At 66.8% G+C, this 26,961-nt stretch carries 37 protein-coding genes; 12 read left to right on the top strand and 25 right to left on the bottom strand.

The window, feature by feature from the left end:
* Positions 1-939: homogentisate 1,2-dioxygenase (locus tag QUV18_RS20760; protein WP_300896038.1), on the bottom strand; the 939-nt coding region annotated here is incomplete at its 3' end.
* A 69-nt stretch (positions 940-1,008) separates the two neighbouring features.
* Here QUV18_RS20760 and QUV18_RS20765 point away from each other — a divergent pair.
* From QUV18_RS20765 to QUV18_RS20775, 3 genes are read left to right on the top strand one after another with little or no spacing between them, the layout of a single operon-like run.
* A complete protein-coding gene (locus tag QUV18_RS20765) occupies positions 1,009-1,455 on the top strand; it encodes a MarR family transcriptional regulator (protein ID WP_300896039.1) in 447 nt (148 codons plus the stop codon).
* A gap of 45 nt (positions 1,456-1,500) precedes the next feature.
* A complete protein-coding gene (locus tag QUV18_RS20770) occupies positions 1,501-2,364 on the top strand; it encodes a DMT family transporter (RefSeq protein WP_300896040.1) in 864 nt (287 codons plus the stop codon).
* Between the two features lie 59 nt (positions 2,365-2,423).
* Positions 2,424-3,287, top strand: a complete 864-nt coding sequence (locus QUV18_RS20775) for an ornithine cyclodeaminase (RefSeq protein WP_300896222.1) — start codon at positions 2,424-2,426, stop codon at positions 3,285-3,287.
* Here the strand turns inward: QUV18_RS20775 and QUV18_RS20780 are convergent.
* The 21 genes from QUV18_RS20780 to QUV18_RS20880 form a co-directional block, all read right to left on the bottom strand.
* On the bottom strand, positions 3,280-3,621 hold the full coding sequence (locus tag QUV18_RS20780) for a lysozyme inhibitor LprI family protein (protein ID WP_300896041.1): 342 nt from the start codon (positions 3,619-3,621) through the stop codon (positions 3,280-3,282). The two genes, QUV18_RS20775 and QUV18_RS20780, sit on opposite strands and share 8 nt — an antisense overlap.
* An 80-nt stretch (positions 3,622-3,701) precedes the next feature.
* Positions 3,702-4,511, bottom strand: coding sequence for a division plane positioning ATPase MipZ (locus QUV18_RS20785; protein WP_300896042.1), 810 nt, complete (start codon positions 4,509-4,511; stop codon positions 3,702-3,704).
* 191 nt (positions 4,512-4,702) lie between these two features.
* A complete protein-coding gene (gene rpmE, locus QUV18_RS20790; protein WP_300896043.1) occupies positions 4,703-4,924 on the bottom strand; it encodes a 50S ribosomal protein L31 in 222 nt (73 codons plus the stop codon).
* Positions 4,921-5,325, bottom strand: coding sequence for a 50S ribosomal protein L19 (gene rplS / locus QUV18_RS20795; protein ID WP_300896044.1), 405 nt, complete (start codon positions 5,323-5,325; stop codon positions 4,921-4,923). The genes rpmE and rplS overlap by 4 nt, the downstream gene beginning before the upstream one ends.
* Before the next feature lie 296 nt (positions 5,326-5,621).
* The gene (locus tag QUV18_RS20800) at positions 5,622-7,028 is read right to left on the bottom strand and encodes a multicopper oxidase family protein (RefSeq protein ID WP_300896045.1); all 1,407 of its coding nucleotides are present in this window, start codon (positions 7,026-7,028) and stop codon (positions 5,622-5,624) included.
* A gap of 61 nt (positions 7,029-7,089) precedes the next feature.
* Positions 7,090-7,893, bottom strand: coding sequence for a tRNA (guanosine(37)-N1)-methyltransferase TrmD (trmD, locus tag QUV18_RS20805; RefSeq protein WP_300896046.1), 804 nt, complete (start codon positions 7,891-7,893; stop codon positions 7,090-7,092).
* A gap of 83 nt (positions 7,894-7,976) precedes the next feature.
* Complete coding sequence (locus tag QUV18_RS20810; RefSeq protein WP_300896047.1) at positions 7,977-8,135, bottom strand: DUF1328 family protein; 159 nt, start codon at positions 8,133-8,135, stop codon at positions 7,977-7,979.
* Positions 8,136-8,230: 95 nt separating this feature from the next.
* The gene (gene rimM, locus QUV18_RS20815) at positions 8,231-8,752 is read right to left on the bottom strand and encodes a ribosome maturation factor RimM (protein ID WP_300896048.1); all 522 of its coding nucleotides are present in this window, start codon (positions 8,750-8,752) and stop codon (positions 8,231-8,233) included.
* Positions 8,752-9,381, bottom strand: a complete 630-nt coding sequence (gene bluB, locus QUV18_RS20820; protein ID WP_300896049.1) for a 5,6-dimethylbenzimidazole synthase — start codon at positions 9,379-9,381, stop codon at positions 8,752-8,754. Before bluB ends, rimM begins: the two co-directional genes overlap by 1 nt.
* 18 nt (positions 9,382-9,399) lie before the next feature.
* Positions 9,400-9,816, bottom strand: a complete 417-nt coding sequence (gene rpsP / locus QUV18_RS20825; RefSeq protein WP_300896050.1) for a 30S ribosomal protein S16 — start codon at positions 9,814-9,816, stop codon at positions 9,400-9,402.
* A 47-nt stretch (positions 9,817-9,863) separates the two neighbouring features.
* The gene (locus QUV18_RS20830; protein WP_300896051.1) at positions 9,864-10,160 is read right to left on the bottom strand and encodes a chorismate mutase; all 297 of its coding nucleotides are present in this window, start codon (positions 10,158-10,160) and stop codon (positions 9,864-9,866) included.
* Positions 10,153-10,758 carry a GNAT family N-acetyltransferase gene (locus QUV18_RS20835; protein ID WP_300896052.1) on the bottom strand — a complete coding sequence of 202 codons (606 nt, stop codon included), beginning with the start codon at positions 10,756-10,758 and terminating at the stop codon, positions 10,153-10,155. Before QUV18_RS20835 ends, QUV18_RS20830 begins: the two co-directional genes overlap by 8 nt.
* Before the next feature lies 1 nt (position 10,759).
* A complete protein-coding gene (locus QUV18_RS20840) occupies positions 10,760-11,350 on the bottom strand; it encodes a GNAT family N-acetyltransferase (protein WP_300896053.1) in 591 nt (196 codons plus the stop codon).
* Complete coding sequence (locus QUV18_RS20845) at positions 11,347-11,871, bottom strand: GNAT family N-acetyltransferase (RefSeq protein ID WP_300896054.1); 525 nt, start codon at positions 11,869-11,871, stop codon at positions 11,347-11,349. The genes QUV18_RS20840 and QUV18_RS20845 overlap by 4 nt, the downstream gene beginning before the upstream one ends.
* Complete coding sequence (locus QUV18_RS20850; RefSeq protein ID WP_300896055.1) at positions 11,871-12,440, bottom strand: GNAT family N-acetyltransferase; 570 nt, start codon at positions 12,438-12,440, stop codon at positions 11,871-11,873. The genes QUV18_RS20845 and QUV18_RS20850 overlap by 1 nt, the downstream gene beginning before the upstream one ends.
* The gene (locus tag QUV18_RS20855) at positions 12,437-12,964 is read right to left on the bottom strand and encodes a GNAT family N-acetyltransferase (protein ID WP_300896056.1); all 528 of its coding nucleotides are present in this window, start codon (positions 12,962-12,964) and stop codon (positions 12,437-12,439) included. The genes QUV18_RS20850 and QUV18_RS20855 overlap by 4 nt, the downstream gene beginning before the upstream one ends.
* The gene (locus QUV18_RS20860) at positions 12,961-13,395 is read right to left on the bottom strand and encodes a DUF6691 family protein (protein ID WP_300896057.1); all 435 of its coding nucleotides are present in this window, start codon (positions 13,393-13,395) and stop codon (positions 12,961-12,963) included. The genes QUV18_RS20855 and QUV18_RS20860 overlap by 4 nt, the downstream gene beginning before the upstream one ends.
* Entirely contained in the window at positions 13,396-13,821 is a 426-nt protein-coding gene (locus tag QUV18_RS20865; protein WP_300896223.1) for a YeeE/YedE family protein, read from the bottom strand.
* Positions 13,821-15,332, bottom strand: a complete 1,512-nt coding sequence (gene ffh / locus QUV18_RS20870; protein ID WP_300896058.1) for a signal recognition particle protein — start codon at positions 15,330-15,332, stop codon at positions 13,821-13,823. Before ffh ends, QUV18_RS20865 begins: the two co-directional genes overlap by 1 nt.
* A 221-nt stretch (positions 15,333-15,553) precedes the next feature.
* A complete protein-coding gene (locus QUV18_RS20875) occupies positions 15,554-16,060 on the bottom strand; it encodes a hypothetical protein (RefSeq protein WP_300896059.1) in 507 nt (168 codons plus the stop codon).
* Positions 16,061-16,171: 111 nt separating this feature from the next.
* Complete coding sequence (locus QUV18_RS20880) at positions 16,172-16,762, bottom strand: NAD(P)H-dependent oxidoreductase (protein WP_300896060.1); 591 nt, start codon at positions 16,760-16,762, stop codon at positions 16,172-16,174.
* Between the two features lie 206 nt (positions 16,763-16,968).
* On the opposite strand from QUV18_RS20880, the gene QUV18_RS20885 reads away from it, so the two are divergent.
* Together QUV18_RS20885 and QUV18_RS20890 are read left to right on the top strand one after the other, a co-directional pair.
* Entirely contained in the window at positions 16,969-17,850 is an 882-nt protein-coding gene (locus QUV18_RS20885) for a LysR family transcriptional regulator (RefSeq protein ID WP_300896224.1), read from the top strand.
* The gene (locus QUV18_RS20890; protein ID WP_300896061.1) at positions 17,847-18,734 is read left to right on the top strand and encodes a DMT family transporter; all 888 of its coding nucleotides are present in this window, start codon (positions 17,847-17,849) and stop codon (positions 18,732-18,734) included. Before QUV18_RS20885 ends, QUV18_RS20890 begins: the two co-directional genes overlap by 4 nt.
* Positions 18,735-18,856: 122 nt before the next feature.
* On the opposite strand, the gene QUV18_RS20895 is transcribed toward QUV18_RS20890, so the two are convergent.
* Positions 18,857-19,855: a glycosyltransferase family 61 protein gene (locus QUV18_RS20895; RefSeq protein ID WP_300896062.1), complete on the bottom strand. Its 999-nt coding sequence runs from the start codon at positions 19,853-19,855 to the stop codon at positions 18,857-18,859.
* Entirely contained in the window at positions 19,845-20,174 is a 330-nt protein-coding gene (locus tag QUV18_RS20900; RefSeq protein WP_300896063.1) for a metalloregulator ArsR/SmtB family transcription factor, read from the bottom strand. Before QUV18_RS20900 ends, QUV18_RS20895 begins: the two co-directional genes overlap by 11 nt.
* Positions 20,175-20,445: 271 nt before the next feature.
* Between QUV18_RS20900 and QUV18_RS20905 the strand changes: the two genes are divergently transcribed.
* The 7 genes from QUV18_RS20905 (at position 20,446) to QUV18_RS20935 (ending at position 24,716) form a co-directional block, all read left to right on the top strand.
* The gene (locus QUV18_RS20905) at positions 20,446-20,787 is read left to right on the top strand and encodes an AtpZ/AtpI family protein (RefSeq protein ID WP_300896064.1); all 342 of its coding nucleotides are present in this window, start codon (positions 20,446-20,448) and stop codon (positions 20,785-20,787) included.
* Complete coding sequence (locus QUV18_RS20910; protein WP_300896065.1) at positions 20,777-21,571, top strand: F0F1 ATP synthase subunit A; 795 nt, start codon at positions 20,777-20,779, stop codon at positions 21,569-21,571. The genes QUV18_RS20905 and QUV18_RS20910 overlap by 11 nt, the downstream gene beginning before the upstream one ends.
* Before the next feature lie 46 nt (positions 21,572-21,617).
* Positions 21,618-21,854: a F0F1 ATP synthase subunit C gene (locus QUV18_RS20915; protein ID WP_085799500.1), complete on the top strand. Its 237-nt coding sequence runs from the start codon at positions 21,618-21,620 to the stop codon at positions 21,852-21,854.
* A gap of 88 nt (positions 21,855-21,942) precedes the next feature.
* Positions 21,943-22,488, top strand: a complete 546-nt coding sequence (locus tag QUV18_RS20920; protein WP_300896066.1) for a F0F1 ATP synthase subunit B' — start codon at positions 21,943-21,945, stop codon at positions 22,486-22,488.
* A 5-nt stretch (positions 22,489-22,493) separates the two neighbouring features.
* A complete protein-coding gene (locus QUV18_RS20925) occupies positions 22,494-23,054 on the top strand; it encodes a F0F1 ATP synthase subunit B (protein WP_300896067.1) in 561 nt (186 codons plus the stop codon).
* 185 nt (positions 23,055-23,239) lie between these two features.
* Positions 23,240-23,761 carry a methanogen output domain 1-containing protein gene (locus tag QUV18_RS20930; RefSeq protein WP_300896069.1) on the top strand — a complete coding sequence of 174 codons (522 nt, stop codon included), beginning with the start codon at positions 23,240-23,242 and terminating at the stop codon, positions 23,759-23,761.
* Positions 23,745-24,716, top strand: a complete 972-nt coding sequence (locus QUV18_RS20935; RefSeq protein ID WP_300896071.1) for a sensor domain-containing diguanylate cyclase — start codon at positions 23,745-23,747, stop codon at positions 24,714-24,716. The genes QUV18_RS20930 and QUV18_RS20935 overlap by 17 nt, the downstream gene beginning before the upstream one ends.
* Positions 24,717-25,149: 433 nt before the next feature.
* On the opposite strand, the gene QUV18_RS20940 is transcribed toward QUV18_RS20935, so the two are convergent.
* Positions 25,150-26,796 (bottom strand): ABC transporter substrate-binding protein, encoded by a 1,647-nt coding sequence (locus QUV18_RS20940; RefSeq protein ID WP_300896072.1) that lies wholly within the window; start codon positions 26,794-26,796, stop codon positions 25,150-25,152.
* Between the last annotated feature and the right edge of the window lie 165 nt (positions 26,797-26,961).

Consider the following 26,961-nt stretch of genomic DNA (forward strand, 5'->3'; position numbering starts at 1 on the left):
GAGCACGGTGAAGATCGACGGGTCGGGGTGGTCGAAGAGGATCGCGCCGACCGGGGAATAGGTGCGCAGGTCGTACTTGCAGGGGGCGTAGTTGCCGTGCCACGCGACCACGTCGAGCGGGCTTTGCGGGATCTGCGTTTCGTGGAACTGGCCACACCACTTGATGGTGAGGGTGGAGGGGGTTTCCCGATCCTCGAAGGCCGCCACCGGCGCCTTGAAGTCGCGCGGGTTGGCGAGGCCGTTGGCCCCGATGGGCCCGCGGGCGGGGAGTTCGAATTTCTGGCCGTAGTTCTCGCAGACGAAGCCGCGGCAGGGCCCTTCCAGCACCTCGACCCGGTAGACGAGGCCGCGGGGGAGGATGGCGATTTCCTTGGGTTCGACGTCGATGATGCCGAGCTCTGTGCAGAAGCGGAGGCGTCCTTCCTGCGGGACGACCAGCAGCTCGCTGTCGGCGGAGTAGAAATAGGCATCTTCCATCGAGGCGGTGACGAGGTAGATGTGGCTGGCCATGCCGACCTGCGTGTTCACGTCGCCCGCCGTGGTCATGGTGCGCATTCCGGTGAGCCAGGTGAGCCTTTCGTCGGAATGGGGCACGGGATCCCAGCGGTACTGGCCCAGCGAGATCACGTCAGGGTCGACATTCGGGGCGGATTTCCAATGCGGCAGGTCGATCTTCGTGTAGCGCGCCGAGTGCTTGACCGAGGGCCTGATCCGGTAGGTCCAGGTGCGCTCGGGCGGGTTGGCGGTGAAGGCGGTGCCGGAGAGCTGTTCGCCGTAGAGGCCGTAATTGCATTTCTGCGGCGAGTTCATGCCCTGGGGCAGGGCGCCGGGCAGGGCCTCGGTCTCGAAATCGTTGCCGAAACCGGGCATGTAGCCTTCGTGCGTGCCCACGGGCGTGGCGGCCTGGGTCAGGCCATGGGACTTGGTCTGGCGGTTCATGGCAGCGGTCCTCCTTGACCAATGGAGCTAACAGTTGAATTTGTAACTAACAAGGCTACATGGCTCACCATGATGCGCGATACATGTGACGAGACATTCGAGCTGGCCGATTTCCTGCCGTACCTGCTGAACCAGGCGGCGGAGGCGTCGGGGCAGGAATTCCAGACGATCTACAAGGGCCGCTACGGGATGTTGCGGACCGAGTGGCGGGTGCTGTTCCACCTTGGCATTTACGGCCGGATGACCGCCAAGGAGATCGGCGAGCGGGCGGTCATTCACAAGACCAAGGTGAGCCGGGCCGTGCAGAAGCTGGCGGCGCGGCGGTTCATCACGCGCGAGCGGCACGCGGCGGACCGGCGGTTCGAGTATCTCGACCTGACGACGGCCGGGCGGGCGGCCTATCGCGACCTGCACGAGGTGGCGCGGCAATACGATGCAAGGCTGACCTCGCAGTTCTCGGCGGAGGAGACGGCGCTGTTGCGGTCGATGCTGAAGCGGCTGGCCGGCGGGCGGTAGGCGCGGGACTTTACTTTCCCGAGGAAAAGCCGTTCTGCTGGCGCCATGAATGAACATCTCAAAGGTCTGATCATCACCACGCTGGGCGTGCTCTTCGTGGTGCCGGATTCGCTTTACGTGCGGCTCATCGATGCCGAGCCGATGGTCACCGCGTTCTGGCGCGGGATGAGTGCCGGGGGGATCATCCTTCTGGGGCTTCTGGCGGTGCAGGGCACCAAGGGGTTCGGGCAGGTGCTGCGCTCGGGCTGGCCCGGGGTGATCTACATGGTGCTGATCGGGTATACGGCGCCGGGCTTCGTGCTGGCGGTGACGCATACCAGCGTGGCGAACGTGGTGTTCATATTCGCCTCGATGCCGATCTTCTCGGCGATCTTCGCGCGGGTGTTTTTGGGCGAGCCGATCAGCCGGCGGGTGGTGATGACCATGCTGGCGGTGATGGCGGGGCTGGCGATCATCGCCTATGGCTCTGGCGAGAACGAGGTGGCGCATTGGTCGGGGGACTTGTACGCGCTGTCGGTGTGCATTGCCTATTCCGGCGCGCTGACGGCGGTCAGGGGGCTGAAGGATATCTCGATGATCCCGGCGATCCCGCTGGCCTATATCGGGGCGGCGCTTTTGATCTGGCCGTTCATCGAGCCGGGGCCGCCGGTCGAGGCGCAGTGGCACCTGTTCCTTGGGCACGGGGCGTTCATCGCGGTGGCGACCTGTTTCCTGACGCTGGGACCGCGCTATATCAGCTCGCCCGAGGTGTCGTTGCTGATCCTTCTGGAATCGGTGCTGGCGCCCCTGCTGGTCTGGGCGATCGTGGGCGAGGACCCGGGGCGCTGGGCGATGATCGGGGGCGCGGTGGTGATCGGGGCGCTTTTGGCGTCGAACTTCGTGGCCCTGAGGCGGCGGCGGGTGGTCTGACGGTGGGGCCGGCGTTCATCTCTTACGAGGAGGGCGAGCGGCAGCTTGAGTGGCTGGCGATGGCGAAGGCGCTGGAGGCGGGGCATCACCTGCCGCGTGCGACAGCCGAAGTGAGTTACCTGACACGGGGCGAGGATACCGCGATCACGCTGTCGGCGTGGATCGACGGGCTGGGGCTGGCGGTGAAGTCGGCGCATGTGTTTCCGGGGGCGCCGGCGCATGGCGCGCCGAACATCAATGGCGGGGTGTATGTCTACGACGACAAGACCGGGGCGCTGAAGGCGGTGCTGGACTTTCACCTGGTGACCAAGTGGAAGACGGCGGCCGACAGTCTGCTTGCGGCGCTGAAGCTGGCAAGGCCGGAGAGCCGGCGGGTACTTATCGTGGGCGCGGGCGTGGTGGCACGGTCGATGGTGGAGGCCTATGGCGCGGGGTTTCCGGGGTGTACGTTTCGTGTCTGGAACCGGTCGGTGGAAGGGGCCGAGAGGCTGGCGGCCGAGTATCCCGGTGTGGAGGTCGTGACCGACCTGGAGGCGGCGGTGCGTTGGGCGGATATCGTGAGCTGTGCGACGCTGGCGAAGGAGCCGTTGATCCACGGCGAGTGGCTGCGGCCGGGGCAGCATGTCGACCTGATCGGGGCGTTCCTGCCGGATATGCGGGAGGCGGATGACGCCGCCATGCGGCGGGCGCGGGTGTTCGTGGATATCCGCGGCGACACGATGGAGAATATCGGCGAGATCGCGGACCCGCTGGCGCGCGGGGTGATCTCGGAGGCGGACGTGTTGGCGGATTTCTATGATTTGCCGAAGGGCATGTTCCGGCGGGAGAGCGATGAGGAGATCACGCTGTTCAAGAATGGCGGGGGCGGGCACCTGGACCTGATGGCCAGTGCCCATATTCTCGAGATGTGCGGCGCTACCTGATGAATTCGGCAAGCTCGCGGGCGCGGTCTTCGCCGAGGTTCATCTTGCAGGCGCCGACGGCCATGTCGGTGCCGGGGTCGCCGCCGAAGGTGGTGGCGAGGAAGGCGCACTGGGCGTCGCGATAGGCGATCCATGCGGTTTGCGAGGCTTCGAGCGCGGGGACGGCGGTGGTTTCGCCGGTGATGGTGTCAATCTCGTGGGCAAATTTCATCGCGGCGTCGAGGTACATGGCGACGATTTCGTCGACCCGCTGAACTTCGGCCTCGATCGTGTCGGCGGGGGCGGCGGTGGCGAAGCCGAGGGTGAGGGCGAGGAGAATTGCGAGACGAGTCATGGTGGCTTTCGGTAGCGGGTGGGGCGTTTTCTTGAAAAGAAAACGGGCCGAAATCTTTTGAAGATTTCGGGGCGTCGCGCCTAGAAATCGACCTCGACGCCGGGGAGGTTGAGCGCCTTGATCAGGTCGCGGAGTTCCTGCCGGGCGGCGACGTTGGAGATGTTGAGCTGTTTCACCCCGATATCCTTGAGATCGAGCAGGGTGAGGCCGCGGGGGAAGAGTTCGCGGAAGATGACACGCTCGTTGAAGCCCGGGGCGGTGCGGAAGCCGATGCGCTTGGCGAGGTTGTCGAGCGCCGCACCCATCTTTTCCTTGTTGACCATCTGTTGCGCGCCGAGGCGGTTGCGGACAACGATCCAGTCGATCGGTTTGAGCCCGGCCTGGGCGCGCAGCTGGCGGGCGTTCCAGACCATCTCGGAATAGACCGAGGGGCCGAGGATCTTCATGCCGTCGGCATCGACATGGGCGAGCAGGTCAAAATCGATGAAGCTGTCGTTCAGGGGCGTGATCAGCGTGTCGGCCAGCGAGTGGGCGACCTGGCTGAGGCGGGTGTGGGAGCCGGGGCAGTCGATCAGGATGAAATCGCTGTCGGGTTCCAGCTCGGCTACGGCGGCGGAAAGCCGGCGGTCATAGATGTTCTCGCCCGGCTGGAGGGCGGACTGGTCGACCTCGGGGAGGTCGCGATAGGCGGGAGAGGGGAGGTTCAGGCCCGATTTCTGAAGGAAACGCTCGCGGTTGCGGATGTAGGTGCCGAGCGTCTTCTGGCGGAGGTCGAGGTCGAGCGTGCTGACCTTGTGGCCGAGCCGGGCCAGTGCCGTGGCCACGTGCATCGACACGGTCGACTTGCCCGCACCGCCCTTTTCGTTCCCCACGACGATGATATGCGCCATGTTCCGTTGCCCCTCGTTCTGCGCCTGGTGTCTGCGCGATTTTTTGCGCAACTTACCGGTGCCGTTGACGATTTGAAAGAGAGCTTCGCGCAGTTGCGGCGCGGGACTGGCGCTGTTGCATCAGGTGGGCGGAAAAGGAAAACGCCGCCCCGGTGGGAGCGGCGTTCGGTGGTTCGGCGCGTGGCGCCCGATCAGAAGCCGAGGCCTGCGTACTTGTTCTTGAACTTCGACACGCGGCCGCCCGCGTCGGTCAGGCGGTGGCCGCCGCCCGTCCAGGCCGGGTGGACCGTGGGGTCGATGTCGAGCGACAGGCTGTCGCCGTCGGACCCGTAGGTCGAGCGCATGGTGACGACGGTACCGTCGGTCATCTTGACTTCGATGAAGTGGTAATCGGGGTGGATGTCTTTTTTCATGTCGCCGATCCTTGCACGGGTTTCTTGCCGTCGTCCTTGGGCTTGTAGTTCGAATCCTCGGCGATCCGGGCCGATTTGCCCCGGCGCGCGCGCAGGTAGTACAGCTTGGCGCGGCGAACGCGGCCGCGGCGGATCACGGTGATGTTGTCGATGTTGGTCGAGTAGAGCGGGAAGATCCGTTCCACGCCTTCACCGAAGGAAATCTTGCGGATGGTGAAGCTTCCGGCGATGCCGTCGCCGTTCTTGCGGCTGATGCAGACGCCTTCGAAGTTCTGCACCCGGGTGCGGGTGCCCTCGGTAACCTTGAAGCCGACGCGGACGGTGTCGCCTGCCTTGAAGTCGGGAATGTCCTTCCCGAGTTCGGCGATCTGTTCCGCCTCGATCTGAGCGATAATGTCCATCGCTGCATTCTCCTAATTGCGCTTGCGGTTTGGCCCGCAAAGGTGTCTCGCGTCCTCAGAGCTCTTGGTCTTCGTCCGGGTCCGCCGTGCCGGTCATTGCCGGGGGCGCCCGCCAGAGGTCAGGTCGTCTTGTCTTGTTCGGTGCCCCTAAGGGCCTGTCCGGAAAAGCGAAAATGGCGCGGAGACGGACCCATCAGAAGAAAAACGGGAATCACGCGCGCCGACGCTGGTTCGGAATGGGCGCGGTAAATCAGGTTCGAGGCTCAAATTCAAGGAAAAAAGGGCCCTGGCAGGCGTCAGGCGACCTCGACCACGCCCATCATGCCGGAGGCCTGGTGTTCGAGGATGTGGCAGTGGAGCATCCACTTGCCGGGGTTGTCGGCGACGAGCGCGATCTCGGTGGTCTCGTCGGGCATCAGGAGGGCGGTGTCGCGGAGGGTGGCGATGTTGCCGGCGCGGGGGTCGGTGAAGCGGAAGCTGTGGCCGTGGAGGTGGATGGGGTGCGGCCAGCGGGTGCGGTTTTCCAGCGTGATGCGGTGGGTCTTGCCGAGGGCGAGGCGCAGGAGCGGTTCTGTTTCGTGCAGGCGGGTCGGGACGGTGCCGTTGATCGACCAGAAGCGGCCCGCCTGGGCCAGTTCCTGAATGGAGAGCATTTTGCCGTCCATCATGGCCTCGGACATGCCGCCCATGGCGCCGCCGTCGAAGGTGAGTTTGTGGGTCTCGGCATTGGCGAGGTCGGGTTGGGCGACGGGGTTGGGGGGCAGCGCCTCGGGCGGGCCGAGAGGGGTGTCGCGGAGGGGCGGTTCCTCGGAGACCTCCCATGTCATGACTTCGAAGGCGCGGTCGGGGCCGTAGGCGTCGTCGATCACGCGGGCGGGGGTGCCGGGGGCCACGTCGATATCGAGGATGAGGTCGGCGCGCTGGCCGGCGCCGAGCCAGACGCCGGTGTCGCCAAGTTTCTGCGGGGCGACCGGGTGGCCGTCGAGGGCGATGAGCCACGGGTCGAAGGGGGCGAAGGTGAGGTGGAAGTTCTGGGCGTTCGAGACGTTGCAGATGCGCAGGCGGAGGCGTTCGCCGGAGCGGACGGGGGTGCGTGTCAGGTAGGTGCCGTTGACGGTGAGCACGTTGCCGGTGCGGCCGCCGTGGCTTTGATCGTGGCGGTTGCTGAAGGGGGCGATCTGGGCCTGCTGGTCGAGGCGCCAGTCGTCGATGGCCCATGTGAGATCGCGGTCGGCCTGAAGGCGGGCGGCGATTTCGGGGGGTTCCTCGACGATCAGCAGGCCGTGGAGGCCGCGGCCAACCTGTTCGGAGCTGTTGACATGGGGGTGATACCAGAAGGTGCCGGCGTCAAGGAGGGGAAGTTCGTAGTCGAAGCTGTCGCCGGGGGCGATGGGGGGCTGGCTGAGGAAGGGCATGCCGTCTTGTGAGACGGGGACGCGGAGGCCGTGCCAGTGGACGGTGGTGGGCTCGGGCAGGTCGTTCTGGACGGTGACGCGGAGGGTGTCGCCTTGCCGGGCGCGGAGGACGGGGCCGGGGGCGGTGCCGTTGTAGAGCCATGCCTTAGTGGCCGGGCCGTCGGGGACGACGAGCGGCGCCTCGCCCGGGGCGGCGGTGAGGGTGAGGGGGTTGGCGGCGGCGAGGCGGGGAAGGGTCGTGACAAGGCCGGTCGCCAAGGCGCCCTTGAGTACGGTGCGTCTGTGCATGGTGATCCCCTCCCTGTGCCTGGGATCGAAGATAGGGCGCGGGAGGGTCTGTGGCGAGAGGTCAGTCGTTTTTGTCGCGGCGGGCGGTGTAGGCCTGCCAGAGGTCGGGGCGGCGGGCGCGGGTGAGCGCCTCGGCCTGTTGCTGCCGCCACTCGGCGATTTTCGCGTGGTTGCCGGAGAGGAGGACTTCGGGGATGGCGCGGCCGTTCCATTCGGCGGGGCGGGTGTATTGCGGGTGTTCGAGAAGGCCGGAGGTGAAGCTTTCCTCTTCGGTGGAGGCCGCGTTGCCGAGAACGCCGGGGAGGAGGCGGACGGTGGCGTCGATCATCGCCTGTGCCGCGATCTCGCCGCCGGTGAGGACGAAGTCGCCGAGCGAGACCTCGGTGATGCCGTAGTGGTCTATCACGCGCTCGTCGAGCCCTTCGAAGCGGCCGCAGATCATGGTGAGGCCGGGGCCTTCGGAGAGGTGTTGGGCCATGGCCTGATCGAAGCGGCGGCCGCGGGGGCTGAGGTAGAGGAGGGGGCGTGAGGGCGGCGCGCCGGCGGTGGCGGCCTCGATGGCACGGGACATGACGTCGGCGCGCATGACCATGCCGGCGCCGCCGCCGGCAGGGGTGTCGTCGACATTGCGGTGGCGGCCTTCGCCGAACTCGCGCAGGGGGGTGGTTTCCAGCGCCCAGAGCCGGTCTTTCAGAGCGCGGCCCGTCAGGCTTTCGCCCAGCACGCCTGGGAAGGCCTCGGGGAAGAGGGTGATGATATGGGCGGTCCACACCCCGGCGAGGCGGGGGTTGTGATCCATCAGGCTGCGCGGTTGAAGCGAGGCGGTGATGGATTTGCGGCCATGGGAACGGGGCTGGTCAGACATGGCCTGTCTTTTGGGGGGGACGGGCCGGGGCGGTCAAGCGCATTCGTCGTGACCGGCCCCGGCCCGAAGGCCTGTGGCCCTCGTCAGAGGGCTATGACCCCGATCGCGAAGAGCAGGAAGAGCACCAGCGCGACAATGATGAGGATCTTGGCGCCCGACAGGGCGACGCCGGAGAGGCGGCCGAAACCCAGCATGGCGGCGATGGCGGCGATGGCGAGGAGGATGAGGATCCATTCGAGCATTGGGGACGTTCCTTTCAGTTGACCGCGCGGGGATTTGGCGGCGTCTGAGGGATAACGTCACGTGATGCGTCTGGTTCCGCCCGTTTCGTACGCGATCAGCTTTTTGCGTCGTCGGGGAAGAGCCCGTCGGGCGGATCGGCCACGATCCGGCGGGCGGCGAGGTCGACCGTGGGCACGGCCTCGCGCGTGAAGGGCAGAAGGACGGTGGCGGAGGAGCCGGGCAGGCGGATTTCGAGCAGGTCGGTGGCGCCGTGGTTGTGGACGGCCTTGACGGTGCCGAGGCGGGTGCCGCCGGTGTCGAAGACCTCCACCTCGATCAGGTCGGCATGGTAGAACTCGTCCTCCTCGGGTTCGGGGAGGCGGGCGCGGTCGACATAGAGGCGCGTGCCGCGCAGGGCATCGGCCTGTTCCTTGGTGGCGATGCCGGAGAGGCGGGCGGTGAGGCCGTTCTTGGTCTGGCCCGTCAGGGTGATCTCGTAGCTTTGGCGGCCGTCCTCGGAGGTCAGCGCGCCATAGGCGGTGACATCCTCGGGGATGGCGGTGAAGCTTTTCAGACGGACCTCGCCCTTGACGCCGAAGGCGCCGGCGATGGCCCCGAGGCAGACACGGTCTTCCATCAGCGCACCTCCAGGGGGATCGAGCCGCGGCGGTCTTCCCACCCGGCCTGTTCGAGTTCGGGGGTGTCGGAGAAGGCCTCGGGCCAGCCGACACAGAGATAGGCGACCAGCGACCAGTCACCGGGCAGGTCGAGGTCGCGGCGGAGGCGGGCGGGGTCGAGGATCGAGACCCAGCCGACGCCGAGCCCCTGCGCCCGGGCGTAAAGCCAGAACTGGGTGATGGCGGCGACAACGGAATAGGGCCGCATCTCGGGCATGGTCAGCGCGCCGAGCCCCGCGCCCTTGGCGGTGGCGGTGTCGCAGAAGACGGCGAGTTGCACCGGGGCTTCCTGCATGCCGGTGAGCTTGAGCGTGCTGTAAAGCTTTGCCTTGTCGCCGGAATAGCCGTCGAGCGCCCGTGCATTGGTTTCGCGGAAATTGTCGAGCGCGGCGGCGCGGGCGGTGTCGCTGTCGACACTGATGATGCGCCATGGCTCGGAAAGCCCCACGGAGGGGGCGAACAGAAAGGTGTCGAGGCACTGCGCGAGCAGCGCCTCGTCCACCGGATCGGTGCGGAAGCGGCGCACGTCGCGCCGCCACCGCATCAGGTCGATCAGGCCGGACTGGAAGTCTGATGAGAACCGCGACATTCCAGTTTCCTGCCCGATTTACTCTTCGGTCGCCTCTTCGGAAGCGGCCTCTTCTGCCGGGGCTTCCTCGGCCGGAGCGTTGGCGGCTTCCTCGGCGGCCTTGGCCTTCTCGGCCTTCTGCTCGGCGCGGTCCTGGGCTTTCTGGCCCGGGGTGCCCTTCTTGGGGTTCGCGCGCTCTTTCTTCTCGAGCACGCCGGCGTTCTCGAGGAAGCGGGCGATGCGGTCGGACGGCTGGGCGCCGTGATCCATCCAGTACTGGATGCGCTCGACGTTCATCTTGACGCGGTCCTCGCTGTCCTTCGGCAGAAGCGGGTTGTAGGTGCCCAGCTTCTCGATGAAGCGGCCGTCACGCGGCATGCGGCTGTCGGCAGCCACGATGCTGTAGAAGGGGCGTTTCTTGCTGCCACCACGGGCAAGGCGGATTTTCATGGCCATTGTGATTTCTCCTTTTGAATGGCGTTGGTTCGGCGGGATGTCCCGCCCTACGATTGGTGTTGCTGGTGATGCCGGATCACCTCGGCGATGATGAAGTTCAGGAACTTCTTGGCGAAATCCGGGTCGAGATCGGCCTGTTTCGCCAGGTCTTCGAGCCGTGCGATCTGGGCCTCTTCGCGGGCCGGATCGGACGGGGGAAGGTCATGTTCGGCCTTGAGCTTGCCCACGGCCTGGGTGTGTTTGAAGCGCTCGCCGAGCGTGTAGACGAGGATCGCGTCGAGCCTGTCGATGCTCTCGCGGTGCTCCTTGAGGAGCGAGGCGGCGCGGGTGGTTGCGTCAGTCAATGGGCATCCCCTTCGGTTTGAAGAGCGGGTCGCAGTAATGCTCGATTTCCAGTTCGATCCCGTCGCGAAGCTGGCCGGACTGAAGGCGCGCGGGGGCCGGGTGGCGGTAGACCGTGTCGTTGCCGTCGATGGTGGCGGCGTCGGGGTCGCGGACCGCGCCAAGCCGCTCGGCCAGGCGGATGGAATCGAGGTTCTTGGGGTCGATGTAGCTGACCGCGTCGTCCCAGCCGAGATCGGCATAGAGGTGCTTGCGGACCCGGTGGGTCGCCTCGAGCGCGTAGCCGTTGCCGGCCTCCTCGGGCCAGATGATCCAGGCGAGTTCGCGTTCGGGCCAGGCGGCGGGGAACCAGCCGCCGGCCATGCCGAGGGTGCGGTCGGTTTCCTTGTCGTGGATCATCCACATGCCGAAGCCGCGGATGTTCCAGTGGCCGATTTCGGCGGCGTAGAGCATCCAGGTCTCGTACGGGTTGAGCGGCCCGCCCATGAAGCGCGAACGGTAGGAGGCGAAGGTGGCCTTGAAGTTCGGGTAATCCTGCGGTTCCGGCCCGCGCAGGGAGAGGCGGCGGGTTTCGAGGACGGGGATGGACGTGGTGACCATGTCAGCGGCCCCCCGGTACGGCGTGGCGGTAGACGGCGCAGCGGTCGGCGTCCGGCAGGGCGGCTTCGGCGGCCGGGTCGCGGGTGGCGCCGAGGCGTTCGGCCAGCGCGACGGAGCGGATGTTGTCGGCGTCGACATAGCTGACCAGCCGGGAGAGGCCGAGCGGGCCGAGGGCGTGGTCGCGGACGGCGCGTGCGGCTTCGAAGGCGATGCCGCGGCCTTCGGCTTCGGGGGTGACGGCCCAGCCGAGCTCGGGCTCCATGTCGCCGGGTTCGGCGCCGATCAGGACCATGCCGAGCACGGTGCCGGAGGCGCGGTCGGTGACCGTCCAGGCGCCGTGGCCGCGCAGGGGCCAGGTGCCGGTGAGCTGCATGAAGATCTCCCACGCGTCGGCGCGGGTTTTCGGATGGCCGAAGAACGAGCCGCGCGGGCCGTCGACCATGGCGGCGAAGGCGTCGAAATCCTCGATCCGGGGGGCGCGCAGGACCAGGCGTTCGGTTTCCAGCACGGGGATCAGGGCCTGCATCCGGGCGGCGAGATCGGCCGTGGCGCCGGTGGGCGGGGTTTCGTGGAAGGGGATCGGGTGGGTCATGCGCCGATCTCCTCTGCCGGGTGGCGCCAGAGCTGGCAGGGGCTGCCCAGCACCTCGACATCGCGCTCGTGCCAGCAGCCGAGGCGTTGGGCCAGGCGGAGCGAGCGGGCGTTGTCGGGGGCGATGTAGGACATGATCGCGTTCATGCCGAGATGTTCGGCCGCGTGGCGGCGGGCGGCGCGGCAGGCCTGGTAGGCATAGCCGCGGCCCTCGAACCCGTCGTAGATGTGCCAGCCCAGCTCGGGCTCGTGCCAGCCGTCATTGTAGATCACGCCGACGCGGCCCGCGGCCTCGCCGGTTTCGCGGTGTTCGAGCATCCACATGCCGTAGCCCCGGAGCGACCAGTGGCCGATGCCCGCCATGAAGGAGCGCCAGCTGTCGTAGCGTGCCTGCGGCCCGCCGACGAAGCGGGCGCGGTCGGAGGCGGCGAAGCGGGCGAAGGCCTCGAAATCCGCTTCGCGGTAGCCGCGGAGGATCAGGTCTTCGGTTTCGATCACGGGGACGGAGGCGGGCAGCGACATCAGGCGTAGGCCTCCGGGCTTCCGTCACTGTCGGTGTCGAGCCCGAGCGCCGAGGGGCTCGGGTGACGATAGAGCATGTCCTCGCCCATGTTGGGGTTGTGGTAGGTGCGCTCGTAGGTGGCGCCCATGCGTTCGGCCAGCGCGACCGAGCGGTCGTTGCCGGGCACGATGTTCGAGGTGAGCGTGGTGAGGCCCAAGTCGGTATAGGCCCATTCGCGGGCGCGGGTTGCGGCCTCGTAGGCGATGCCCTTGCCTTCGTATCCGTCGTAGACGACCCAGCCGACCTCGGGCTCGGGCCAGCCCTCGGGCTCCCATATGCCGGAGATGCCGCAGGGGGTGCCGGTCTCTTTCAGCTCGATGGTGAAATAGCCGTAGCCGCGCAGGGCCCAGTGGCCGATATTGGCGGCGAACCAGCGCCAGGCGGTGGGGCGGTCTTTTTCCACCCCGAAGCCCCAGGCGCGGACCGGGTCGGTGAGGAAGGCGCAGAGCGGCTCGAAATCGGCCGGTTCCGGCGCGCGCAGGATCAGGCGGGGGGTCTCCAGCCGGGGGATGTGCAGCGCGAGGGTCATTGCGCGGCCCTTTCGGCGGGGCGGGCGTGGCGGTAGACGAGGTCGGTTGCGTCTTCGCCGCGCGCGTCGCGGTCGAGGGTGGCGCCGAGGCGTTCGGCCAGCGCGATGGAGCGGGTGTTGCCGGGGCTGATGTAGCTGACCAGTGTGGGCAGGCCGCGCTCGGTGAAGGCCCAGTCGCGGGCGGCGGTGGCGGCCTCGAAGGCGTAGCCTTGGCCCTCAAACCCCTCGTAGAGGTGCCAGCCGATCTCGGTTTCCGGGTAGGTGTCGTGGTTGAGGATGCTGACCGCGCCGACAAGGGCGCCGTCTTCGCGGCGTTCGACATGCCAGGGCCCGAAGCCGAAGAGCGGCCAGTGGCCCAGCTCGGCGGCGAATTCCTTCCACGCGGCGGGGCGGTCTAGCTGGAACATGTGCGCGGCGCGATCGCTGGCGACGAGGGTGCAATAGGCCTCGAACTCCTCGACACGCGGGGCGCGGAGGATCAGGCGGGCGGTTTCGAGGCGGGGGATCTGCACGGTCCGGGTCATGCCGCCTTCCCCTTGCCGGTGAGGCCGAGGTCGATGGCACGCCAGATGATCATGCCGCTGATCATCGCCATCAGGAAGATGATGCCTTGCGTGCCGCCATAGGAGAGAGAGGCGAGTGCCGGGCCGGGGCAGAGGCCGGCGAGGGCCCAGCCGATGCCGAAGAGGGCCGAGCCGGTGAGCAGGCGCGGGTCGAGCTGCACCGAGGGTTTCGCGGGCAGGGCGGTGCCGAGCGCCGATGACCGGCGTTTCGCGGCGACGCGCCAGGCGATGGCCATCGGGAGGATGGCGCCGCCGAGGACAAAGGCGAGCGTGGGGTCCCACGCGCCGAAGATGTCGAGCCAGCCCTGCACCTTGGTGGTGTCGGTCATGCCGGAGACCAGCAGACCGGCCCCGAAGAGGCCGCCGGCGAGGAAGGCGAAGAGCGCGCGCATTCAGATCACCCCCATCACGTGGCGGGCGATCAGCATGGTGGCCGCGCCGACGCCGAGATAGACCAGTGTCGCGACGATGCCGCGCGGCGAGAGGCGCGAGATGCCGCAGACGCCGTGGCCCGAGGTGCAGCCATTGGCCATGCGGGTGCCGATGCCGACGGCGAGGCCGGCGATGGCGACGATGAGAAGGTTGCCGGTGAGGTGGGTGTCGGGCCGGGTGGTGGCCAGGGCGATCAGGGCGGGCACGCCGACGAGACCGGCGAGGAAGGCCAGCCGTTCGACCAGGTTAGACCAGCCGGAGCCGTCGACCACGCCGCCGATCAGGCCGCTGGCGCCCATGATCCGGCCGTTGACCAGCAGGAACAGCGCCGCCGCGCTGCCGATCATCAGGCCGCCGATCAGGCCGGTTATCCAGTCGGGCTGGATCATTTCTTCTTGCCGAACCCGCTGAGACCCGGGGGCAGGGACTGGCCGCCGCCCATGCCGGGGAAGCCGCCGGGCATGCCGCGGCCCGAGCCCATCTGCTTGGCCGCCTGTTCGATCGCCTTGGGGTCCATGCCCTGCATGTCCTCGGGGGAGGGGCCGCCCTTGCCGAACATGCCCTTCATGGCCTGTTTCAGCATGCCGCCTTTGCCCATCTTTCCCATCTTCTTCATCATGTCGCCCATCTGCCGCTGCATCTTGAGCAGCTTGTTGAGCTCGGAGACTTCCATGCCGGCGCCCGCGGCGATGCGCTTCTTGCGGGAGGCCTGGAGGATCTTGGGATTGGCGCGTTCCTTCTTGGTCATGGATTGGATGAGGGCGATCTGCTGGACGAGCATCCGGTCGTCGATGCCGGCGCCTTCCATCTGTTTCGCCATCTTGCCCATGCCGGGCATCATTCCCATCATGCCTTCCATGCCGCCCATCTTCTGCATCTGTTCAAGCTGCATCTTCAGGTCGTTCATGTTGAACTGACCCTTCTGGAAGCGCTTCATCATGCGCTCGGCCTGTTCGGCCTCGATGGTCTGCTGGGCTTTTTCCACGAGCGAGACGATGTCGCCCATGCCGAGGATGCGGCCGGCGATGCGCTCGGGCTCGAAGGTTTCGATGGCGTCCATCTTCTCGCCGGTGCCGACGAAGCGGATGGGCTTGCCGGTGATGGCGCGCATCGACAGCGCGGCGCCGCCGCGGCCGTCGCCATCCATACGGGTGAGGACGACGCCGGTCACGCCGATCTTGTCGTCGAACTCGGTCGCGACGTTGACGGCATCTTGACCGGTCAGGCCGTCGACCACGAGCAGGGTTTCGCGCGGGTTGGCGACGTCACGGACATCGGCCGCCTGCTGGATCAGCTCGGCGTCGATATGGAGGCGGCCGGCAGTGTCGAGCATGTAGACGTCGTAGCCGCCGAGGGAGGCCTGCGTCTTGGCGCGCTTGGCGATGGTGACCGGGTCTTCGCCCTTGACGATGGGCAGGGTGTCGACGCCGACCTGCTGGCCGAGGATCTGGAGCTGTTCCATGGCCGCCGGGCGGTTGACGTCGAGCGAAGCCATGAGCACGCGCTTGCCGTCGCGTTCCTTGAGGCGCTTGGCGAGCTTGGCGGTGGTGGTGGTCTTGCCGGAGCCCTGCAGGCCGACCATGAGGATCGGGGCCGGGGCGTTGTCGATCTTGAGCGCGCCGGGGTCGCCTTCGCCGGTGAGCGTGTCGACCAGCGCGTCGTGGACGATCTTGACGACCTGCTGGCCGGGGGTGACGGATTTCGTCACGGCCTGGCCGGTGGCCTGGTCCTGCACCTTCTTGATGAACTCGCGCGCGACGGGCAGCGAGACGTCGGCCTCGAGCAGCGCGACGCGGACCTCGCGCAGGGCGGTCTTGACGTCGTCTTCGGACAGCGCGCCCTGTTTCGTCAGCCGGTCGAGGACGCCGGATAGGCGTTCTGATAGATTTTCAAACATGCCTGCGGCCTCCTTCGCCGGTTTCTGTCATGCCCTCCGAACATAGGAGAGGCGGTTCAAATCATAAACGCCCCCACGGGCGAAACTCGCTGGTGGGGGGCGATCCCGGGCATGGCCCATGGGACCGGAAGCGATAGGGACTTCCGGAAATTTGGGGTCGGTTAAGCCGAAAGCGCCGGCGAGTCAAGCGAAGGCTGCCGGATGGGGCGGCGGGGAGGGTCTCAGGCAGGCTGGCTGGTGCTGCGGCTGGCGGCGAGCCAGTCGTTGATGGCGGCGACGAGGCGGGCGGCGCCGGTGCCGGACGAGAAGACCTCGGTGATCGGGTGGAGGGTTTCGCCCGCGCCGGTGCCGTCGTTAAGCACCAGGGTCGGGCGAAAGAGGCGCTGGCGGGATTTTCCCGAGCTGGTCGTGCTTTCGGTGGTGGCGCGGACCAGTTCGACCAGCGGCAGCGTGGTCTCGCGAAGGCCGAGCATGGTGCGGCGGCGGATCGTGGCGGTCTGGGCCGCCGCGTCGAGAATGACCTGGAGCCGTTCGACGAAGACGCACATGGCCGCGATGCCGAGCCCCCCGCCCAGCGTGCCGAAGGCCAGGCCCAGCCATTCGCCGGCGAAGACCAGCAGGACGCCGGGGGTGACGAAGGCCATGACGAAGCCGAAGAGTCCGATGGCGAGCAGCAAAGGCACCCGTTCGGCGACCAGCAGGTCCGGCGTGTTGCGGTATATCTTCATCGGCTCCCCTGAAAGCCATTTGTACGGAAGGTAGCAAAATTTCAGGGGCGCGGGCGGAAAATCCGCCGTCCGCGGCGGGGCGGGCGGCGGATTGCTCATGAATCGGGCCGGTCAGGCGGCGTTGCGCAGTTCTGCGATCTGGTCGAGGGCCTTTGCCATGCCGGCCTCGGCGTCGGCACCGAGACGGTCGGCGGCGACCACGGTGACGTCGGTGATGCCCATGAAGCCGAGGATGAATTCCAGGTAGGGGGTGGCGTGGTCGATCTCGGAGCCCGCCCCGGTGCCGCCGGAGGCGAGTGCGACGATGACACGTTTGCCGGAGAGCAGGCCGACGGGGCCCTGCTCGGTATACTTGAAGGTCAGGCCGACGCGGGCGACGAGGTCGATCCAGGCCTTGAGGGCGGCGGGGATCGAGAAGTTGTAGACCGGCAGGCCGATGACGATGGTGTCGGCCTGTTTCAGCTCGGCGACGAGCGCGTCGGACTGGCCGAGCACGGCCTGCTGGGCCGGGGTGCGGCTGTCGGCGGGGGTGAAGTTGGCGGCGACCCAGTCTTCGGTGACATGGGGCAGGGGCGTGTCGGCGACATCGCGGGTGATGACGCGGGCGTCGGGGTGATTGGCGACGATGCGCGCCGAGAGGTCGCGGCTGACGGAGCCGGTGTGGCGGGCGGAGGCGTCGATATGCAGGATGGTGTGGGTCATGTGAGGAGGTCCTTGGAAGATCGGTTGCGATTGGCATCAAGATTGGCTTGTGCCGATGCGAACGCAACGATAGGAAAGTGACAGGCTATGTTGATATTCGCACATGAGTTGGCGGGCGGCCTGCACGGGCTGCGCCAAGAGCGGACATCGGATGGCCGGGAGCCGGGCCCCTATGGGCCGACAGAGCCGGAGGGTGAGCGATGCCGATGGACAACTGGGATGAAATCCGGACGGCGTACAACGTCGCCCGGATCGGGACGGTGAGCGGCGCGGCGGAGGTGCTGGGTGTGCACCACGCCACGGTGATCCGGCATATCGACGCGCTGGAGGAGCGGCTTGGCGTGAAGCTGTTCCAGCGGCACGCGCGGGGCTATACGCCCACGGAAGCCGGCGAGGACCTGTTGCGGGTGGCGCAGGCGACGGATGACCAGTTCAGCCAGCTGGCCGGCCGCATCAAGGGGCGCGGCAACGACGTGTCGGGCGAGCTGGTGGTGACCACGCTGGGCGGTCTGAGCCACCTGCTGGTGCCGGTGCTGGCGGATTTCCAGAAGGCGCATCCGGAGATCGTGGTGCGCTTCCTGACCGGCGAGCGGCTGTTCCGGCTGGAATACGGCGAGGCGCATGTGGCGGTGCGGGCGGGCAACCCGCCGGACCAGCCCGACAACGTGGTTCAGCCGTTCCACAAGCAGCGGATCACCCTCTTCGCCAGCGAGGGCTATGCCGCGGCGCACGGCCTGCCCGGCGATGTGAGCGATTATCACAAGCACCGGTTCGTCAGCGCCGACGACCCCAAGTCGCGCGCGCCCTTTGCCAAGTGGCTCCGCGAAACGGTGCCGGTGGAATGCATCACCTTCCGCAGCGGCGACGTGCATGCCCAGCGACGGGCGATCCGCGAGGGCGCCGGGATCGGCTTCATGTCGCGGCTTCAGGCCGAGGAGATGGGCGGTCTGGTCGAGGTGACCGAGCCGCGCGAGGAATGGGCGGCGCCGCTGTGGCTGGTCACCCACATGGACCTGCACCGGACGACGAAGGTGCAGGCCTTCTTGGCCTTCCTGAAGGACCGAGCGAAGGCCTGGGAGGACCTATGACCGAAGCGATGAAGGGGCATCTGGCGATGCTCTGCTTCTCGGCGCTGGTCGCCGGGTCGTTCGCGCTGGGCTCGATGGCGGCGAACCACGTGGAGCCGGTGGTGCTCAACGCGGTGCGGTTCATGGCGGCGTCGGTGATCCTGGGGGTGGCAGCGCACGTGGTGGCGGGCATTCCGCGCAAGGCCTTCTCGGCGCCGTGGCGGTACCTGCTGCTGGGCGGGTCGATGGGCTTGTACTTCGTGCTGATGTTCGAGGGGCTGAAGACCGCCGAGCCGGTCTCGGCCGCCGCGGTGTTCACGCTGACGCCGATCCTGTCGGGGGTGTTCGGCTACCTGCTGCTGCGGCAGGTGACGACGGCACGGATGGCGCTGGCGCTGGCCGTGGGGGCGGTGGGCGCGCTTTGGGTGATCTTCGACGCGAGCTGGCAGGACGTGGCGGCCTTCGAGGTGGGGCGCGGCGAGATCGTCTATTTCTGGGGCTGCGTGGCGCATGCGGTCTATACGCCGATGGTGCGGCTGCTGAACCGCGGGGAGAAGCCGGTGGTGTTTTCCTTCGGGGCGATGGTGGGCGCGACGGTGCTGGTGACGGCGGCCGGGTGGCAGAAGCTGATGGCGACCGAGTGGGCGACGCTGCCGCCGATCGTCTGGGTGACGATCGCCTATACGGCGGTGATGGCGACGGCGGTGACCTTCGTGCTGCTGCAGTTCGCCAGCCTGAGGCTGCCGAGTGCGAAGGTGATGGCCTATACGTACCTGACCCCCACCTGGGTGGCCTGCTGGCAGGCGGCGCTGGGCAAGGGGTTGCCGCCGGGGATGGTGCTGCTGGGGGTCGGCATGACGGTGCTGGCGCTGGTGCTTCTGCTGAAGGACGAGCACCCGGGCTGAGGCGGGGGGAATTTTCCGGTGCGGAAAATTGGCCGGAAAACGGGGTTTTCCGGTGCCTCCGGCGGGGATATTTCCAGCCAGAAGAAGCCGGGGCCGGGGAGCCCCCGCGACGTGGCGCGAGGCTAGAGGAAGCCGGCGCTGTCGAGTTCCTCCTCGACCACGGCGAAGTCGATCGGTGTGGCGGCCTCGCTGGGGTGGGGGGTGTCGTCGGTTTTCGGCAGGACCGGGCGGATCAGGCTGACCTCGGACTGGGCGAAGGCCTCGATCTGGGCGGTGAAGGCGTCGAAGACCTTGGGCCGGTGGCGGCGCTGGATGAGGCCGACGCGGGCGCCCGGCTGCATCGAGAAGGGGGCGAGGTGGAAGGCCGAGCCGTCACCGCCGACCAGCACGCGCGCGGCCATGTAGCGGGCGAGCTGTTCCTCGATCGTGTGGTCCTGGGGATGGAAGATGTCGTAGCCGGCGCGGCGCATCAGGTCCTCGATCTTCTGCTCGTCATGAACCTGCTTTTCCTCCTGCTTGAGGGCGGAGCGGGAGATGTAGAGCTTTTCGGGCCCGTCGGGCTTGATGTGGCGGGCGATGCGGGCGCGGATTTCGCGGCGGTAGATCCCGGTGCCCGCGACCCAGCCCAGCGGCCCGAAGCCGGGCGAGGGCAGGAGAAGGGTTTCGTAGCGGCTGGGATACTTGGCGAGGTGGACCGGCAGGCCCTCGGTCAGCATCGACAGGAAGCTGCCGTAGCGGCGGTCGAGCGCGACGGAGAAATCCATGCCGTCCTTGGGGATGATGACGATGCCGTCGAGCTCGTCCCGGTAGGGGCCGAGGGCCCAGAGGCGGATCAGGGTCTCAACGACGAAATGACCGAAATGATGCCGCCCGATGCCGACGAAGAGCCAGCGGCCGGGGACGATCTCGGCGAAGGGCGTCTCGTCGAGCTGGGGGATGCCGGAGAGGCGGGCGCCGGACAGGAGCGTGCGCGACATCTGGCGGAAGCTGCCATCCGCGCGGAAGACGCCGCAGGCGCTGTCGGGGCCGGGCGCCATCGGCATGACGAGAGGCAGTTGCAGCCGCTCGACGATGGCCGGCGGCAGGCGGTCGGGCGAGAGGGGGACGTGGTTATCGGTCATCGGCAAGCTCGGAGGCGAGGAAGCGTTCGAAGGCGTCGAGGTTGACCGCCTCGAACTGGCCGAAGCTCTGCATCCAGATCGAGGCGTCGCGCAGGGCGTCGGGTTCGAGCTTGCACCATTTGACCCGGCCGCGCTGTTCCTGGGTGATGAGGCCCGCGCGGCTGAGGATGCCGAGATGCTTGGAGATGGCCGCGAGCGACATGTCGAAGGGCTCGGCCACGTCGGTGACGGCCATGTCATCCTCGAGCAGCATGGTGAGGATGGCGCGGCGCGTGGGGTCGGCAAGGGCCGAGAAGGCGGCATCGAGCGGGTGAGACATGGCACCTGTTAAGCCTGCTCGGGCGCGTGCCGTCAACGGGGATGATGCGGGCGGGGGCGCTGCGGGAGGCAATCTCAACCGAATGGTTGAATATGCGGAATCCGGGGTTTCAGGCACGGCAGGGGACGAGGCGGGTGGTGGAGGCGATTGGCTGGGATCGGATATGTATTGGAAAACAATGATTTGCGGGACATTTTCTGCGGTGCCGCGCGTGCTTGACTCGGGACCCGCCCGCGCATAGCAAAGGCGCAACCGTTCCGGAGGGGCAAGGGTGACCGATCCAGATGACAGCGAGCGCATGGCGCAGCTCGAGGCGAGGATCAACAAGCTGAAAGGCAAGGACACCCCGAAGCCTCACCAGGAAGAGCACTACAGCCAGGCGCATCTTGCTTGGCGGATGGTGATCGAACTCGTGGCCGGTCTGGCGATCGGTTTCGGCATGGGGTTCGGGCTGGACAGCCTTTTCGGCACGCTTCCGGTCTTCCTCGTGATTTTTACATTGCTGGGCTTCGTTGCCGGCATCAAGACGATGATGCGGAGCGCCAAGGAAATCCAGCAGGCGGACGACGCGCCCGACGGGGCGGAAGACAAGAGGGTGAAAGATGGCGACTGAAGCAGCGAACGGTGCCGAACACGCAGAAGAGGGCGGGCTGGTTTTCCACCCGATGGACCAGTTCATCGTCAAGCCGCTGTTCGGCGACGGGCCGGTGGGCATGTTCACCATCACCAACGTGACGCTGTGGATGGCGCTGACGATCCTGTGCATCTTCGCGCTGCTGGTGCTGGGAAGCTCGAGCCGGTCGCTGGTGCCCGGGCGCATCCAGTCGATTGCCGAGCTGGCCTATGGCTTCATTCGCAAGATGGTCGAGGACGTGGCGGGCAAGGACGCGCTGCCGTATTTCCCCTATATCATGACCCTGTTCATGTTCATCGTCTTCTCGAACTTCCTGGGCCTGCTGCCGGGGTCGTTCACCACCACCAGCCATATCGGCGTGACGGCGGTGCTGGCGATGGCGGTGTTCCTGACGGTCACCATCCTGGGCTTCGTCAAGCACGGTGCCGGCTTCCTCAGCCTGTTCTGGATCAGCGCCGCGCCGCTGCCGCTGCGGCCGATCCTGGCGCTGATCGAGGTGATTTCCTACTTCGTGCGCCCGGTCAGCCACTCGATCCGGCTTGCCGGCAACATGATGGCCGGCCACGCCGTGATCAAGGTGTTCGCGGCCTTCGCGCCGATGATCCTGATTTCCGCGGGGATCGGCCTTGTCGTGACCCCGCTGTCGATCGTGGCGATCACCGCGATCTACGCGCTCGAAATGCTCGTGGCCTTCATCCAGGCCTACGTGTTCACGATCCTGACCTGCGTGTACCTGAAGGATGCGCTGCATCCCCACCACTAGGGATCGAACAACCTTTTTTGCCAATTCCAACGTAAGGAGACATGAAATGGAAGGCGACGTCGTACAAATGGGTGCTTACATCGGTGCCGGTCTTGCCTGTACGGGCATGGGCGGTGCAGCTGTCGGTGTGGGCCACGTTGTGGGTAACTTCCTGTCGGGCGCCCTGCGCAACCCGTCGGCGGCCGGTGGCCAGACCGCAACCATGTTCATCGGTATCGCGTTCTCGGAAGCCCTGGGGATCTTCTCGTTCCTCGTCGCGCTTCTGCTGATGTTTGCCGTCTAAACCCTGCGGAACCTGATCCTTACGGCCGGGTGGCGGCGCGACACGCGCAGCCGCCCGGTGTATTCGGAAAGTTCCCAAGGAGGACGTCATGGCAAGCGAAACGCATGAAACTGTAAGTGCCTGCGTCGACAATACCGGCGGCGCGGTCGGCATGCCGCAGTTGTGCCCCGACTGGATGGGCAACCAGATCTTCTGGCTGGTCGTCACGCTGATCGTGATCTTCTTCATCCTGTCGCGCCTCGCACTGCCGCGCATCGCCGCGGTTCTGGCCGAGCGTCAGGGGACCATCACCAACGATCTGGCCGCGGCCGAGGACCTCAAGGCGAAAGCCTCCGAGGCCGAGGAAGCGTATAACAAGGCGCTGGCCGATGCGCGGGCGGAAGCCCAGAACATCATCGCCGCCACCAAGGCCGACATCAAGGCCGAGCTGGACGAGGCCACGGCCAAGGCCGACGCCGAGATTGCCGCCAAGGCGGCCGAGGGCGAAAAGAAAATCAGCGAGATCCGCGCCTCCGCGATGGAGAGCGTCAAGGACGTGGCTGAAGCGACGGCGAAGGAGCTTGTCGCGGTGCTTGGCATCAAGGCCGACGACAAGACGATTTCCAACGCGGTGCAAACGCGGGTCAAGGGGTAAGCGAGATGAAAAAGCTGATCGCAACATTCGCCGCGCTGACCGCCGGCAGCCCCGCACTGGCCGCGACGGGCCCGTTCTTCTCGCTGTCGAACACCAATTTCGTGGTGCTGATCTCGTTCCTGCTGTTCATCGCCATCCTTCTCTATCTCAAGGTGCCCGGCCTTGTGGGCAAGCAGCTTGACAAGCGGGCCGAGGGCATCAAGTCGGAGCTGGACGAGGCGCGCGCCATCCGCGAGGAGGCGCAGACGCTGCTGGCCAGCTACGAGCGCAAGCAGAAAGAGGTGCAGGGCCAGGCCGACCGCATCGTCGCCCATGCCAAGCAGGAGGCCTCCGAGGCCGCCGAGAAGGCCAAGGCCGACCTGAAAGTGTCGATCGAGCGCCGGATCCGGGCCGCCGAAGACCAGATCGCCTCGGCCGAGGCGAGCGCGGTCAAGGAGGTGCGCGACCGTGCCGTGACCGTGGCGGTTGCCGTGGCCAAGGAAGTGGTGGCGAAGGAAATCACCGCGACGCAGGCCAACAAGCTGATCGACGAGTCGATCGCCGACGTGGAGGCCAAGCTGCACTGAGCGGCGCCTTTCGGACGATTTGCAGACGGGCCGCCACGTGCGGCCCGTTGTTTTTTTGGGCTGGCCTAGCGGATCAGCCGGGATCGGTTCACCCAAAATTAGGTATTTGGGCCAATGCTGCGGGAACCACCGGCGGTGCGGAAGGCCCGTGCCGTCAATCGTTCTACTTGGTAAAGGTGCTTGCAATGGTTTTGGATCAAACCACGGGGGATGTCGGATCCCTTGATATCGAGCTTGCCCGACCGGACTTTTTCGCGGACATCGCCACGACGCTGGCCGGAGAGCTGGAAGACACGATCGGCCTGGTCGAGGCGTCGTCTTTCGTCGGGCAGGTCGGGGACGAGCTGGGTGCATCGATCAGCCGGCGATACGCGGAAGCGATGGGCGGGCTTCCGGAGGAGCCAGGGGCGCTGGCCGCGATCCTCTCGGACCTCAAGAGCCGGATCGGCGGCGATTTCTCGGTCGAATCGGTAAGCGGGACCGAGATCGTGCTGATCAACAGCGCCTGTCCCTTCGCCGACCGGGTGAAGGGGCGGCCGTCGCTCTGCATGATGACGACGAACGTGTTCGGGCGCATCGTGTCGGATGCGCGGGGCTATGCGCGGGTGAATATCGAGAAGGCGATCGCGACCGGCCACCCGGGTTGCCGCGTTCGGGTGAGCCTGCAGGACGATGACGCGGGAGACGGGTTTGAGTTCTTCAGATGAGTGCGATCCGACCCTTGCCGGGATCAGCACCGTCGTCACTGCCCTGAAACAGCCGGCGATGGTGATCGACCCGACGGGTCATGTTCACTGTGCCAATGCCGGCGCGCAGGCCCTGATCGGCGGGCCGGGCGGTCGGCCGCTTCAGGAGGTTCTGCTCTCCCCCGAGGCGGAGCTTTGCCGCAGGCTCTCGCGGCTGACGCGGACGAGTGCGCCGGCCTACCTGCGGCTCGAGTTTTCCGGCGGAACGCCGACGATCTTCCAGGGGTCGATGCTTCGGGGGCAGGATGGCCGCGGCAACGGGCTGATCCTGCTGGTGGCGGACAATGCCAGCGCGCTGATCGGAAAGTTCATCAACCTGAAAACGGCGTCGCGGAAGTTCCGCCAGCAGATCGATCACAGCCAGCGGCGGCAGCGCGCGCTGCGGCAGGAGGCGGCGCAGCTTAAGCGGCTGAGCGAGACCGATCCGCTGACCGGCCTCTTGAACGTGCGGGCGTTCGAGGAGAAGGTGCGCCACGCGCTGGCCGACCGGCCGGGGCGGCACGGGGCGCTGATCTTTCTCGACCTCAACGAGTTCAAGCATGTGAACGACGTGCATGGGCACGAGGCGGGGGACAAGGTGCTCAAGCACGTGGCACAGGCGCTGACATTCCCGCCGCATAGCTGGGTGGCGACGGGGCGCATTGGCGGCGACGAGTTCGCGCTGTGGATGCCCGGCACGGAAGCCGAGGCGGTGCCGGAGCTGCTGGCGAGCCTGCAGGCGCGGGTATCGGTGCCCTACGCGCTCATCGGGCGGGCGGGGCGGCTGACGGAAATCTGCATGACCGCCGCCGCCGGCGCGGCCAGCTGCCCGGAAGACGCGACCGGCTATGGCGAGCTGAAGCGGATTGCCGACAGCCGGATGTATGGCAACAAGGCCGACAACCGGCAGAACCCGAGACCCCAGGCCGCCAAATGAAAGGAGGCCGTTGAACCGGCCCCTCAATCATTCCTGCCACGGTGTTGGGGTGCGCCGGTGCCTGTTGGTCAGGCCCTCGACGCGAAGGAGACCCGGGCGGCCAGGGCCGCGCGGAGGGAAATTCGGGTTGGAGACGCGATGCCGGGGATAGCGCGGGGGCGGCAATGAGCCGGCCTGTCTGCTGCGTGTCCCCTTGCCGTCAGATGCACGGCTTGCTCCCCGTTTCGCGGCGCTGTCCGGGGCTGACCCGGGGCGCGTTTGCTGTCTTTCAAGGTATAGGCGAATCGCTGCGAATCGGTCAACAGGAAGTGATTCGTTTTTCGCGAATCAATCCGAATAATCGTTCCGCCTGCGTCATCGGCGGGCGGAGGCACGAAAAACCCGGCGGCGCGCGGGGCGCCGCCGGGCAGACTTCATGCAACCAAGGGCCGGATCAGCTGTCGAGCCAGGTTTCCTCGAAGTGCATTTCGCGGAACTGGTGGACGAAGTTGTTCTTCACCTCGTCGGTGTGGTGTTTGGTCTGGTTGCGCCAGTACGGCTGCACGATCGCGCCGTCATCCTGCAGCATGGTCTGCAGCTTGGCGGACAGCTCGCGGCGTTCGTCGGCGTCGAAGACGCCCAGTGCCTCTTCCAGCGTCGAGTCGAACTCGGGGTTGCTATGGGCCGATTCGTTCCACGCCTCGCCGGACTTGTAGGCCAGCGCCAGAACCTGAACCCCCAGCGGGCGCGGGCCCCAGTTGGTGGTCGAGAACGGGTATTTCGTCCAGTCGTTCCAGAAGGACGAGCCGGGGATCACCGTGCGCTTGATGTTGAAGCCGGCCTCGCGCAGCATCGCGCCGATGGCGTCGGTGGTCACCGTGCGCCAGTCGCCGTCGATCGAGATGAGCTCGAGCTCGGTCTCGCCATGACCGGCGGCCTTGGCCATCTCGATGGCGGCGGCGGGGTCGGGCGCCTTCTTCGGAATCTCGGCATATTCCGGGTGGAAGGGCGCAACATGGTGGTTCTCGGCCGGGATGCCGTCGCCGTTGATGCCGAGCTGCAGCGCGATGTTGTTGTCGACCGCCATCTGCACGGCGTTGCGAAGCTCCTTGCTGGTGTAGGGCTCGGTGTCCGCCCGCATCCGGGCGACGATGGTGTTGGCGGTCGCCTTCGACTGCTTGACGAGGCCGAGACCGTCGAGCGTGTCGATGAAGTCGGCGGTGGTCTCGTCGTTGATGTCGATCTCGCCGCCGTCGAAGGCCGCCACGATGGCCGCGCCGTCGGTGCCGAAGTCGATGAACTTGACGCCGTCGAGATAGGCCTCGCCGCCCCACCATTCACCGTTCTCGCGGCGCTTCACCTCGGCGCCGGTGCCGATTTCCATCGACACGAATTCGAACGGGCCGGTGCCGATCGGCGATTTCGACAGGTCGCTGTCGTCCCCATGGCTGCGGTGCACCACGAGCGCCGGGTAATCGGACATGCCCGCGATGAGCGAAATGTCGGGCCGCGGCAGGTGCAGCTTGATCGTGTAGTCGTCGACGCGCTCGATCGCGCCGTCGGCAACCTTGTTGGTCTCGGGGTCGATCAGCGGCGACATGCGCGATGCCATCGAGTTGCCCTCGACCGTCTTGTCGCACCAGCGGGTGATGTTGTGGATCACGTCGTCGGCATCGAAGGTGTCACCGTTGTTCCACGTCACGCCCTGGCGGACGTTGAGCGTGTACATGGTGGCGTCATCCGACACTTCCCAGCTTTCCAGGAGCATCGGCTTGAAGCTGAAGTCGACGTCCCAGCGGACCAGCGGCTCGCAGAACTGGCGGACGAGGTTGCCCGGCTCTGTCCAGGCGAACTTGCGCGGGTCCTGGATTTCCAGAACGCGGCTGGCGACGCGCAGGATGCCGCCCTTCTTGGGCTCTTCCTGGGCATGGGCCGGGGTGGGGGCGGCCATGCCGATCAGGCCATAGGCCGCGGCCGAGGTGGCGCCGAAGGTGGTGGCCATCGCGAGAAATTCGCGGCGGTCGAGCTTGCCGGCTTTCACGTCTTCCGCGAGCTGGCGGACAACGGGGCGAACAGCCTCCGTCGATGTATGCTCTGTCATTTTCTTCTCCCTGTTGGTGATGGTTTTCGAGGTGTTTGTGGTTGCGTATCCCGGGTCAACCTTACCCCAGACATGATGATGATCCAGCGAATTCTCGGCCCGTGGGCGGGCGCGGCAACTGGCCGGGGTCCGGAGAGAATGGGGGTGACATCGGCGCGGGCCTGT

The organism is Roseovarius sp., assembly GCF_030373445.1.
Classification (GTDB): Bacteria; Pseudomonadota; Alphaproteobacteria; order Rhodobacterales; family Rhodobacteraceae; genus Roseovarius.